Source organism: Halalkalibacter sp. HAAS-P013 (genome assembly GCF_056619925.1).
On the sequence record NZ_JBWQTU010000002.1, the window covers coordinates 432,472 to 445,101 of the forward strand.

Consider the following 12,630-nt stretch of genomic DNA (forward strand, 5'->3'; position numbering starts at 1 on the left):
CTGACTTTGACCTTTCTACATTGATTCGTCTTAGGTACTCAAATCCCTATTGACCTTCTTCATTTTATCGAACGAGCGATTATTTTTTCTCTTCTTCTTTAACTTCTTCGTAATCAGCATCTACAACATTATCATCCGCTTGGTTTGCACCAGCATCTGCACCTTCAGCACCTTGTGCCGCTTGAGCTGCTTGAGCTGCTTGCTCATACATCTTTGTAGATAAAGCCTGAACGATTTCTTGAAGCTCATCTTTTGCTGTACGAATTTCGTCAATGTTATCAGACTCAATTGCTGCTTTTAGCTTATCTTTTGCAGCTTCAGCTTTATCTTTTTCCTCTTGCTCAACGTTATCGCCAAGATCTTTAAGAGTTTTTTCAGTAGTGAATACTAGTTGATCTGCTTCATTACGAAGCTCAACTTCTTCGCGGCGCTTCTTATCTTCTTCAGCGTTCGCTTCAGCGTCTTTCACCATTTTTTCAATTTCATCATCAGATAATCCTGAAGAAGAAGTAATCGTAATAGATTGTTCTTTATTCGTACCAAGATCTTTCGCTTTTACATTTACGATACCATTCGCATCGATATCAAACGTTACTTCAATTTGCGGAACACCACGTGGTGCTGGTGGAATATCCGTTAATTGGAAACGGCCAAGCGTTTTGTTATAAGCAGCCATTTCACGCTCACCTTGAAGTACATGGATGTCTACTGAAGGCTGATTATCTGCCGCTGTAGAGAACGTTTGTGATTTAGACGTTGGGATAGTTGTATTACGCTCAATTAGCTTTGTAAATACGCCCCCCATTGTCTCAATACCAAGTGAAAGTGGTGTTACGTCTAAAAGGACAACATCTTTAACGTCACCAGTAAGGACACCTGCTTGAACAGCTGCACCAAGTGCAACAACTTCATCTGGATTTACACCTTTGTGCGGGTCTTTTCCAGTTAATTTTTTAATTTCTGCTTGAACGGCAGGAATACGAGTTGATCCACCAACTAGTACAACTTTATCAATTTCACTAGCAGAAAGACCTGCATCAGAAAGAGCACGGCGAGTTGGTCCAAGTGTACGCTCAACTAGGTCAGCAGAAAGCTCCTCGAATTTTGCACGGCTTAAGCTTAACTCTAAATGCTTAGGACCAGTTGCATCAGCAGTGATGAATGGAAGAGAGATCTGCGTTTGTGTTACACCAGAAAGATCTTTCTTCGCTTTTTCAGCTGCATCTTTTAGACGTTGCATAGCCATTTTATCTTGAGATAAGTCAATGCCATTGTCTTTTTTGAATTGCTCTACAAGGTGATCAATAATGACTTGGTCAAAGTCGTCTCCACCAAGTTTGTTATCACCAGACGTTGCTTTAACTTCAAAGAAACCATCGCCAAGTTCTAAAATCGATACGTCAAACGTACCACCACCAAGGTCATAAACAAGGATCGTTTGGTCTTCTTCTTTTTCTAACCCGTATGCAAGTGCTGCAGCTGTCGGCTCATTCACAATACGCTCAACTTCAAGACCTGCAATTTTACCAGCATCCTTTGTTGCTTGACGTTGTGAATCGTTGAAGTAAGCAGGTACTGTGATAACTGCCTTCGTTACCGTCTCACCAAGATATGCTTCTGCATCTGATTTTAATTTTTGTAGGATGATTGCAGAGATTTCTTGTGGAGTGTAATCATTACCTTCCACAGATTCTTTATAGTCTGTACCCATATGACGTTTAATAGAGATAATTGTATTTGGGTTAGTAATTGCTTGACGCTTAGCTACCTCCCCAACAAGACGCTCTCCATCCTTAAATGCCACAACAGAAGGTGTTGTTCGGTTCCCTTCTGGATTTGGTATAACTGTTGCTTCGCCGCCTTCCATAACAGCTACACAAGAGTTCGTTGTACCTAAATCAATACCAATGATTTTACTCATGATTTATATTCCTCCAATTCAACGATTATCTTTTTTCTATTCTATATGTAAAGGACTACGCGTTTACTTTGACCATAGATGGTCTCAGCACACGGTCCTTTAATTTATACCCTTTTTGCAATTCTTCCACGATTTGATTTGATTCAAACCCTTCTTCCTTTACTTGCATAACAGCTTGATGCAAATGTGGATCAAATGGTTGGCCAACCGTTTCAATTACTTCTACACCTTCACTTTTTAGTGTATCTTGAAATTGACGATAAACCATTTCCATTCCTTGTAGAAGAGATTTTGCTTCTTCTGTTTCAGGATTCACTAGAAGAGCACGCTCAAAGTTATCAATTACTGGTAATAACGCTTCAATAACATTTTGAGATCTATATTTCGCAGCCGCTTCTTTTTCCTCACGAGAGCGGCGACGGAAATTATCATAATCAGCTTGAACTCTTAGGAGACGGTTGTTAAGTTCTGCTATTTCTGCAAGACGGGCATCCTCTTCAGTTACTTCTACTTCTTGATCCGCACCTTCTGCCTCACCAACAGGCGTTGCGTTCTCCTCGGACACAACTTCTTCTTCCATCGTTTGCGTTTCTTTTTCTGTCAACTCGTTCACCTCCTAATAAAATTAACTATAATCTATGTAGTATGACAAAAAGTTATTGAAGAAGATCTTCACAACTAATTGTCAATATTACCATTTTTACCCTTGCTGATACAAGTTTGTTAATAGCTTTGTTAAGTCTTTTGATAACGTATCTACCACACCTATTACTCGGCGATACTCCATTCGCGTTGGTCCAAGTATGCCAATCGTCCCCATATGCTTTCCACCAATTGAATAAGAAGCAGTAATCAAACTACAGTTATCAAAAGCTTCCATCTTGTTCTCTTGACCGATCTTCACCTGAATACCATTGTGTGATGAACGAAGAATTTGATGCATTGTCTTATCTTCTTCTAGCATATTAAGAAGCATACGAACTTTATCAATATCTCTAAATTCCGGTTGTGACAAAATATTGGTTTTTCCACTGTAGAAAATTTTCTCTGGTTTCTCAACGTCTAAAGAAGGAGCTAGCATTTTCATAATATGTTCATAATCCTTAATGTGATTACGAAACACATTCTTTATTTCACTATGCAGCTTATCTCTAAGCTTATAAAGGGGTACTCCCATCAAACGCTCATTCAATATATTGACTGTCCGTTCAAGATCAGATGCTTCAATTGACTCCGGTACAGCGATCGTTTGATTTTCAACATGACCGGTATCTGTTACGAGAATCAGGATTGCAGATCCCTTACTAAGTGGAATAATTTGAATATTCCTAAGCGTAGTTTCAAACATCTCAGGCCCAAGTACAAGAGAAATATAACTAGTCATATTCGAAAGGACCCGTGCAGAATGCTGAATCACCGCTTCAACTTCTTGAATTCGTTCGTTAAAGATCGAACGAATATCAAGCTCTTCATCAGCCGTTAAATGATGAGGCATCAGAAGGTTATCGACATAATAACGATAGCCCTTTTGTGATGGGATTCGTCCAGCTGAACTATGAGGTTTCTCTAAAAACCCCAATTCCTCTAAATCAGCCATATCATTACGAATCGTTGCAGGACTAAACGTAATATCATCTCTTTTGGAGATGCTTCGTGAGCCAACAGGCTCCGCAGAACGGATATAATCATCAACAATAGCATCCAGAATTAACAATTGCCTATCTGTTAACATCACCTCATCACCTCTGTTAGCACTCACTACATTCGAGTGCTAAATCTAATGATAAAGTATCAAATAGGTAGGCTTTTGTCAATAAATAAACCTCAAATATCTTTGAGAAAACAAGTATTATTACATAAGTGACTTTTTTGAAAATAAAGTATTCGTTATTGATTTTCTAGTACAGCAATAAACTGTTCAAACACTTCGTTACCAAGGAGTAGCCCTTCCTCTGTCAATTGGATTGCTCCATCCTGAATCACCACTAGACCGCGCTTCTTTAAGAAATCGATCTGGGACGCAAAACTATCAAGAAGCGACCGTCCATACCGTTGTTCAAATTGGTCTATATTGACTCCTTCTCGTTTCCGAAGTCCCATAAACATTGCTTCTTCAACCCTCTCGACAGGACTAACTTTGTGCGAACTTAAGGTCGGGAAGACACCTTGTTCTACTGCCTTTAAATACTTTGGGATAGGTCCATGATTTTGATATCGGATTCCGTTCACATACCCGTGAGCTCCTGCACCAAAGCCGTAGTATTCTTCATTGTTCCAGTACACTAGATTATGTTTGCTTTCATATCCCTTTTTTGCAAAATTACTTATTTCATATTGGAAAAGCTCAGCTTCCTTTGTACGTTTTAACAATTGCTCATACATAATGACTTCATCTTCTTCTGGAGGCAATGTTAGCTTCCCTTTACGTTGTCGATTGTAAAACACGGTCTTTTCCTCAACCTTTAAGGAATATGCTGAAATATGTTCTATTTCTAAATTTATTGCTTGATTAATCGTCTCGATAAAATGAGCTGGATGTTGACCTGGCAAACCAAACATTAAATCTAAGGAGATATTAGTAAAGCCAGCTTGTCGACTTCTCCAAATAGCATCTTCAACACTTGTTTTGGTATGGGTTCGTCCTATCTCCTTAAGTAACGACTCATTAAAAGTCTGAACACCAATACTAAGACGATTGATTCCATTTTCTTTTATTACTGCTAGCTTATCCTCTTCTATACTATCGGGATTAACTTCAATCGTATACTCTTCAATGTTATCTAAAGGAAGAACATCTTTCATTCCTTTTAAAAGAGTATTAAGCTGCTTTGCTGAGAGTGCTGTAGGTGTACCCCCACCAATATAAACTGTCCTCAAGTTTGACGTAGGAGTATCTTTCATTGTTCGTTTCATTTCTTCTAACAATGCTTGTATATATTCATCAACGGGTTGATTTTTCAAAAAAACTTTATTGAAATCACAATAATGACAAATATGCTCACAAAACGGGATATGGACATATGCAGCTGTAGCCAAATTGCTTCCTCCTCTAATAGACAAAACCGCAGGAAAAAATCCTGCGGTTCATGTTGTTTGTTAATCATCCATTCGAAGAACAGCCATAAACGCTTCTTGTGGTACCTCTACGTTTCCAACTGATTTCATCCGCTTCTTACCTTCTTTTTGCTTTTCAAGTAGCTTACGTTTACGTGAGATATCTCCTCCGTAACATTTTGCAAGTACGTTTTTGCGAATGGCTTTAATCGTTGAACGAGCAATAATCTTTTGACCAATACTAGCTTGAACTGGCACTTCAAATTGCTGACGTGGGATTAATTCCTTTAATTTTTCTACAATGATTTTTCCACGTTCATATGCAAAATCACGATGAACAATTACCGATAAAGCATCCACTGTTTCGCCATTTAAAAGAATGTCCATTTTCACAAGTCTAGATGATTTATACCCAATTAATTCATAATCAAACGATGCATAACCTTTTGTGTTTGATTTTAATTGATCAAAGAAATCATAAACAATTTCTGACAACGGAATTTCATAAACGATTTGTACACGATTCGCATCAAGATATTGCATATCAATGAAAATTCCACGCTTTCCTTGGCAAAGTTCCATGACAGATCCTACGAAATCATTCGGCACCATAATTTGTGCTTTTACATAAGGCTCTTCGACATCATCAATCTTCTGAGCATCTGGCATATTGGATGGGTTATCAATTCTTACTTCTTCTCCATTTGTTGTTTTCACTCGGTAAATAACACTTGGAGCCGTCGTAATTAATGTAATTCCAAATTCGCGCTCAATTCGCTCTTGAATGATCTCCATATGAAGCAGCCCTAAGAAACCACAACGGAAACCAAAGCCTAATGCTTGTGATGTTTCAGGCTCATATTGCAACGATGCATCATTTAGCTCAAGACGCTCTAATGCTTCTCGTAAATCATTGTATTCATTTGTGTCGATTGGGTACAATCCACAGTACACCATCGGATTCATACGACGGTAACCAGGCAAAGGCTCCGGTGCAGGATTTGCAGCGCTTGTAATCGTATCACCCACACGAGTATCTCCTACATTTTTAATCGCTGCCGATAAGAATCCTACATCTCCAACTGTCAGTTCATCACGTTTTTCCGCTTTAGGTGTGAATACACCAATCTCATTTACTTCAAACTCTTTTCCTGTTGCCATCATCCTAATTTTTTGGCCAGGCTTAACTGTACCTTCAACAATACGAATATACGCAACTACTCCACGGTAAGAATCATATAGCGAGTCAAAGATTAGTGCTTTTAACGGTGCTTCAGGGTCACCTTCTGGCGCTGGAACTTTCTCCACTACTTGCTCTAATATTTCTTCAATCCCAATTCCGTTCTTTGCAGAAGCTAATACCGCATCAGATGTATCCAACCCGATAACATCTTCAACCTCCTGCTTCACTCGATCGGGTTCAGCACTAGGCAGATCAATTTTATTAATAACCGGCAAAATCTCCAAGTCATTATCTAGCGCTAAATAAACATTTGCAAGCGTCTGTGCCTCAATTCCTTGAGCCGCATCTACAATGAGTAAAGCCCCTTCACACGCAGCCAAACTTCGTGACACTTCATACGTGAAATCTACGTGTCCTGGTGTATCAATTAAATGAAAAATATATTCTTCGCCGTCTTTAGCCTTGTAAGTAAGCTGAACAGCGTTAAGTTTGATTGTAATTCCGCGCTCTCTCTCCAAATCCATCGCATCGAGCGTTTGTTCTTTCATTTCACGTTCAGTAAGTGCTCCCGTTTTTTCTAAAATACGGTCAGCAAGCGTCGACTTCCCGTGGTCTATATGGGCAATGATAGAAAAATTTCGTATCTTCGCCTGACGTGCTAGCCTTTGTTCTTTGTTCATGACATGATCACTCCTACATTCTCGTACAAGTACACTATTTTTGATTATACCAATCGTTTAAGTGTCAGGCAACAAACTTCATGTCAAATCGTGAAACTTCTATATGAAAATTACCCAATAATTGGGCTCAGTCCTCAACAATTATCCCCTTACAGCTCTTTCGCATAGTATTTATTTGAATACATTGAAAGTATCTTCTTGAAAAGGTGGTTTGAATAAAATGATATTTTTTTGGGGACCAATTACTGAAGCAACACTAGGAGCAGGCACGGGGACCGCTTCATCTCCGGCAGCAGAATTAGGTTACGGTACAGCTGCAGCACCAGCTACAGGTTATGAGTATGGTGCTTGTTATAGTGATTGCGAAGCACCTATAGCAGGATATGGAGTTCCAACAACAGGAGACGCAACTCCGACAATCGATGTTTAATTTAGCTTAAAAAGGAGATGTCGCATGCGACATCTCCTTTTATATATCTAGCCTTATCCGTTAAGAACATTGTTAACAAAAGACATAATTTGTGACAAGACTACTCGACTGACATAATTCAATCCTGCAGCTATATGATTTCCAAGGTCGGAGAAAAAGTTAAATCTTCCTACCTCTTCAACCGACTGCCTTTTCTCCACTAATTCATTTTTAGTCATTGTTTGGTCAGTTACATTTATTGTAAGGTTCGCTTCTTCCTTTTCTACTTGGAGAGGAATGGGGGTTGAGATCCCAAGCTCTTCGTTCATTAATTGAACACCAAACAGTGCACCTAAAAACAGGAGTAAGCCACCCCCTAATATTCTCACAATAAACTTCTTCATGTTCAACCTCCCCCACTACTCAGCACTTGTTCCTACATGTTCAAAGTAATATTCTGCAAATACATCTGCTACTGCTTCAGCAGTACGATTTGCTTCTGTAAGAGTGTTATAGATCCCACCCATTTCAATCAGAATTGAATTTCCAGATAAGTCTTGATTATAAATACCGTTTTGACCTGGTCTGTCGTTCAAAAGGACCCCACGGCTTAAGCCAGGATATTTCTTTTCTATTAATTCATGTAATTCTTTAGCTAACTGTAAATTCTGATCATAGTTTTCATGGCGTCCTCCAATAACGAAAACCGTTCGCGCATATTCAACACCATTTATTGTTACTGTTGTATTCTCTCTAGGAATCGTGTCTCGGTGTAAATCAAAGAAAAACTTTAAATCCTCGTTACTTGCCATTGCTTCTTTCACAAACTCACGCGATTGATCATATGACTGAGAATATTGCCAGCTTCTTTCTTGTAAATTTTGTTGTATATCTCTATCTTCAACCTCTACCCCAATCCCCCGCTTTTCAAGTTCTTGGGCTAGCTTTTCACCGACTAACGTTATATTAATTTGCCTATGGAAAGCCTCGTTCGGAACATTCGTTTCTAATTCCGGTAAGAACGATTCTGTGTTATGAGAGTGAATGATATGAACAATTTTTTCTCCATTTGTAGTACCTTGTGATTGTTGAGCTTCTTTTTCCATCTCTTCCAATTGAGCTAGACTTTCTTGTGTTGCTTCCCTTTCAGCCATCATAACATCCATTGGCGGAGCTGATTCAACTGGTAAGGTTGTATAGTCCATCCCTTCCCCTGCAACAATAATCTGCCCGTCAAATAAGGCAAACCCAGGTAATTCCCTCCCCAGTAAGCTTCTAGGGTCATCTGGATTAATGCTTGTAGCTACTTGAAAAGCTATATTAGATAAACTAGGGGGCTCACTACCTTCTGGCAAGGCCTGAGTAAATAACTTATTTTCCATTCCTAACACATGAACAAAATCCTCACCACTTATATTATTTGCCCATTCATGTATTTGGTTAGAAGCTAGTCCATATCCAGGTTCAAACGAGGTTAGCATTCCTGTAAAAATAAACAAAGCCATAATGCCTATAATGGTCATAGTAATTAAACGCTTTAGGCTCGTCCGATTAATTGTAAAACTACGAAAGTGATTTCTTTTCATAAGCCCATCCCTTCTCCTCGTGTAGATAGCTTGTATATCTCAAAATTAGTCCATTGCTGTAATGTAAAGGAGCTTCTACAATCACCCTATGAGATTAAATAGGGGATTAGAACAAAGAAATCAAAAGAAGGATGAAGCATCAAGTTCTTGTCAAATTTTCTAGAGTGGGAATATTTCGAATAAAATATTTGGGGTTTTACATGTTAGGGAGGTGGACTTGTTTACCTATATCTAAACAAAAACAACGGATTGGATTTAACAACACTAAACAAATAAAGCGGGGAACGGCAATCCCTTTCCTATGAAGGACTTTTCTCTTTAGATTGCGCGTATATGTTTTGCAATGGCTCCACTCGCCGTGCGCTTTCCTGCGAAGTTCACTCAAAAAGCTTAAAACCTTTACGGCGGCTTCTCTCATTGCATCGAGAGAGAAGAAAAGAGGAAAATCACCCCTTTTCTCTTTGGATTGCGCGTATATGTTTTGCAATGGCTCCGCTCGCCGTGCGCTTTTCGAGAAGTTCACTCAAAAAGCTTAAAACCTTTACGGCGGCTTCTCTCTCTAGTGTGTATATGCTCCTACATTTTCTTGATTTATTTTTTGATGCAGGGCTGCATTTAAGCCGGCTGCGATAACATTAGCCATGTCATCAATAAATACGTCTACTTCTTTTGGTGTCACCATTAAATTATGACCAAGCGGCGCAAGTACTTCTTGGATTAACTGGCGCTTTTCTGTTTCAGGTAAATTCCCGACCATCCCCATAATTGTTGAACGCTTTTGTTCATTTGGTAAATCCTTGTCTGTTAATTTCCTTTTTTCACCAAATGTCATCCCAGCTGGTGCAAGAGAACGAGACGGTGCATTTCCTTCTTTCATCTCTCTTCCAAAATGTTTTAATACGTAATCAATCGTATCACTCGTAATTGATACCGCGTCAACAACTGTAGGGATACCGACAGCAATAACTGGAATTCCTAGCGCCTCTTTACTTAGTTCTTTACGTTTATTACCAACCCCACTTCCAGGGTGAATACCTGTATCCGAAATTTGAATCGTTGAATTGACCCTTTCAATTGAGCGCGAAGCCAATGCATCAATGGCGATTACAAAATCTGGCTTTGTCTTTTCGATTACACCATAAATAACATCGCTCGTTTCAATCCCAGTTAACCCCATGACACCAGGTGTTATCGCACTAACTGAACGAAATCCATCTTGAACTTGTTCAGGGGCTAATTTAAACAAATGGCTTGTTACTAATAAATTTTCTACAGCAATAGGACCTAACGCGTCTGGTGTAACATTCCAATTTCCAAGACCTACAACGAGACATTTATCAGTTTCTTTAATTCCAATATCTTTTAAAAAGGCAGAAAATGAATTGGCAAAGACACGTTCCATCTTTTCCTGTAATTCCGTATCCTTTTTTCGAATTCCAAGCGCTTCGAATGTTAAATAATTTCCGGCCTTCTTCCCTAATCTTTTTGCACCAACTTCATCAATGACTACCCTTGTGATTGAAACACCATCTACTGTTTCTTCATCTATTTGAACCCCATTTACCTCTTTTGGAGGCATTCCTTTAGCAGCCTTTTCTTCTTGTTCTAACACCATTTGGTGCGCTTCCACCGCTAAATCAGTACGTATTTGATATTGGTCAAGATTTAATTCTTCACTCATTTGGACCACACTCCTAGTATAGACTCTCTCGTGAATGTAGTGTCTCCGCTCACACGTGTTTTCATTCTTCTATTGCAATCATGCGTCATTTTTGGTAAAATGCAATTTGTTGTATGAATGATGCGAAATGTGTCAACGTACCTTGAAAAAGAAGCGAAACCGTTCATAAATAGATGGACTGGGATCAAACCTGAACAACATGTATTAGGAGGTGAATGATATGCCAAACATTAAATCTGCGATCAAACGTGTGAAAACAGCTGACAAGCGTCGTGCTCAAAACATTTCAGTTAAATCCGCTCTACGTACTGCTATCAAGAACTTTGAAGCAAAAGTAGAAGCTGGTGACGTTGAAGTAGCGAAAGCAGCTTTCACTGAAGCTACTAAGAAGCTTGATAAAGCAGCTAACAAAGGTCTTATTCATAAAAATGCAGCATCTCGCCAAAAGTCTCGTCTTGCGAAAAAGCTTAACGGACTTTCTGCATAATGGTAAAAGCACACGAATCGATTTCGTGTGCTTTTTCTTTTCAACTTGCATGAACACTTGCTAATTTCATTAACAACAGTTCGACCGCAAGAACTTTCTCCATTTTACCTGATTTAATTGCATAGTCAGTATCTGCTGCAGCTTCTAATAATTGAAGGAGACGCTGATCATCAAAATTATTCATTTGTTGGCTTGCCAACTTGACAACATACGGATGTAGCTTTAATTGCAACGCTATTTGCTTCTGCGAATAGCTTCTTCGACTCATTTCCTTTACTTGATAATATATTCGTAACTGCCTTGCAATTAGCGCCAATAACTTTAGCGGTTCTTCTTTTTGCTTTAATAAATCATGATAAATAGATAATGCTTTATCTAATCTTTGTTTCACTGCAAATTCAATTAATGCAAACACATCTTGTTCCAATGAACGGGCCACAAGAAGACCGACAACCTTCCCATCTACCTGCCCTTCTTCTCCTACATACAGGGCCAACTTTTCCATTTCAGATGCAAGTAATAAAAGCTGCGGGCCTACACGTTCAAGCAAATGTTCTTTTCCATCAGGTGTAAATTGAAAGCCTTTTGCTGAGGCTTGGTCATCAAGCCACTCAGACAGCATTCGATCATCAAAAGGGAAACACTCCACTAAAGTTGTTTTTTGCTTGAGTGCTTTCGTAATTTTTTTTCGTTCATCTAACTTTTCATAAGGTGCTGATAAAATAAATATCGCTTCCGGCGAAGGCTGCTCTATGTATTGTTGCAAACGTTGTAGATCATGTTCTAATTTTGTATCCGGCTTTTGTGTCGAAACAAGGGAGAAATCTTTTACAATTACGACCTTTTTTCCACCAAAAAAAGGAAACGTTTCTGCCTCTTCCACAGCAAGATCAAGCAGTGTATCTTGGAGACTATACGTTATAACATTTGGATCATCTTGTGCACCAACTGTATGTTTTACAATTTGAAACAATAGATCTTCCATTAAAAACGTTTGTGTCCCATACATAAAATAAACTGGTTTTATATTCCCACTTTGAATTTCTTTTCTTATTTTTAAATATGACATGTTCATTCCTCATTTTCACTTGCTTATTTCCCATAATTTTTGGGAATATTATTATAGGAGTTTATTGTGCTCGTCCTCTTCTTAGGATAGACAATGATCGTCCATATGACAAGAAAAATGAGAAAGGGGTCTAGCTACGCAAATGCCAGACCCCCATTTATGATAAACGCCGTAAAATAAGAACCCGGGACCTCTTACTTACGACGATAACCATGACCGCCTTGCACTATTTATAATATCCTATGCAAACCGAAAGTATAGGTGACAACTCTTTACAGACAAACCAATCTATCTGAAATTTTTTTTACAATTTATTGAACCATTCATATTTTTGTCAAATTGGCGAACAATCTACCTAGCATTTTTTTAGCCCATCCCGTATACTTGAATTTGAATAAGGAGGAATGCCAGATGCATTTTGAAAAAGAAGTACAATGCAAACGTAATGATGCAATTGATTCTGCTGTTGGATTTATCATTCCTTTTGGTTTCTTTGCAACCCTTTTCGTAATCGCTACAATTGTAGATGTATTTAGTGGTATGTAAGAACAGATGGTCTA

The 12,630-nt window shown here is 38.7% G+C and carries 12 protein-coding genes; 3 read left to right on the forward strand and 9 right to left on the reverse strand.

Annotation, left to right across the window (positions count from 1 at the left end; translation table 11 throughout):
• Positions 1-79: 79 nt before the first annotated feature.
• From dnaK to lepA, 5 genes are all read right to left on the reverse strand, one after another.
• On the reverse strand, positions 80-1,921 hold the full coding sequence (gene dnaK, locus AC1FXP_RS06110; protein WP_480059409.1) for a molecular chaperone DnaK: 1,842 nt from the start codon (positions 1,919-1,921) through the stop codon (positions 80-82).
• A 55-nt stretch (positions 1,922-1,976) separates the two neighbouring features.
• Positions 1,977-2,525: a nucleotide exchange factor GrpE gene (grpE, locus tag AC1FXP_RS06115; RefSeq protein ID WP_480059411.1), complete on the reverse strand. Its 549-nt coding sequence runs from the start codon at positions 2,523-2,525 to the stop codon at positions 1,977-1,979.
• 96 nt (positions 2,526-2,621) lie between these two features.
• On the reverse strand, positions 2,622-3,653 hold the full coding sequence (gene hrcA / locus AC1FXP_RS06120; protein ID WP_480059413.1) for a heat-inducible transcriptional repressor HrcA: 1,032 nt from the start codon (positions 3,651-3,653) through the stop codon (positions 2,622-2,624).
• A 155-nt stretch (positions 3,654-3,808) separates the two neighbouring features.
• A complete protein-coding gene (gene hemW / locus AC1FXP_RS06125) occupies positions 3,809-4,957 on the reverse strand; it encodes a radical SAM family heme chaperone HemW (protein WP_480059415.1) in 1,149 nt (382 codons plus the stop codon).
• 60 nt (positions 4,958-5,017) lie between these two features.
• Entirely contained in the window at positions 5,018-6,838 is a 1,821-nt protein-coding gene (gene lepA / locus AC1FXP_RS06130; RefSeq protein WP_480059417.1) for a translation elongation factor 4, read from the reverse strand.
• A 220-nt stretch (positions 6,839-7,058) separates the two neighbouring features.
• Here lepA and AC1FXP_RS06135 point away from each other — a divergent pair, with 220 nt between their 5' ends.
• Positions 7,059-7,268, forward strand: coding sequence for a hypothetical protein (locus tag AC1FXP_RS06135; RefSeq protein ID WP_480059419.1), 210 nt, complete (start codon positions 7,059-7,061; stop codon positions 7,266-7,268).
• Positions 7,269-7,321: 53 nt separating this feature from the next.
• Here the strand turns inward: AC1FXP_RS06135 and AC1FXP_RS06140 are convergent, their stop codons facing one another.
• The 3 genes from AC1FXP_RS06140 to gpr all read right to left on the reverse strand — a co-directional run bounded on the left by AC1FXP_RS06140 (position 7,322) and on the right by gpr (position 10,514).
• On the reverse strand, positions 7,322-7,651 hold the full coding sequence (locus AC1FXP_RS06140) for a DUF3679 domain-containing protein (protein WP_480059421.1): 330 nt from the start codon (positions 7,649-7,651) through the stop codon (positions 7,322-7,324).
• A 15-nt stretch (positions 7,652-7,666) separates the two neighbouring features.
• A complete protein-coding gene (locus AC1FXP_RS06145) occupies positions 7,667-8,833 on the reverse strand; it encodes a stage II sporulation protein P (RefSeq protein WP_480059423.1) in 1,167 nt (388 codons plus the stop codon).
• Positions 8,834-9,392: 559 nt separating this feature from the next.
• Positions 9,393-10,514 carry a GPR endopeptidase gene (gene gpr / locus AC1FXP_RS06150; protein WP_480059425.1) on the reverse strand — a complete coding sequence of 374 codons (1,122 nt, stop codon included), beginning with the start codon at positions 10,512-10,514 and terminating at the stop codon, positions 9,393-9,395.
• Positions 10,515-10,734: 220 nt separating this feature from the next.
• Between gpr and rpsT the strand changes: the two genes are divergently transcribed.
• Complete coding sequence (gene rpsT, locus AC1FXP_RS06155) at positions 10,735-11,001, forward strand: 30S ribosomal protein S20 (protein WP_034747726.1); 267 nt, start codon at positions 10,735-10,737, stop codon at positions 10,999-11,001.
• 40 nt (positions 11,002-11,041) lie between these two features.
• On the opposite strand, the gene holA is transcribed toward rpsT, so the two are convergent.
• Complete coding sequence (holA, locus tag AC1FXP_RS06160) at positions 11,042-12,070, reverse strand: DNA polymerase III subunit delta (RefSeq protein ID WP_480059427.1); 1,029 nt, start codon at positions 12,068-12,070, stop codon at positions 11,042-11,044.
• A 411-nt stretch (positions 12,071-12,481) separates the two neighbouring features.
• Here holA and AC1FXP_RS06165 point away from each other — a divergent pair, with 411 nt between their 5' ends.
• On the forward strand, positions 12,482-12,616 hold the full coding sequence (locus tag AC1FXP_RS06165) for a YqzM family protein (protein WP_250095792.1): 135 nt from the start codon (positions 12,482-12,484) through the stop codon (positions 12,614-12,616).
• The last annotated feature ends 14 nt before the right edge of the window (positions 12,617-12,630 follow it).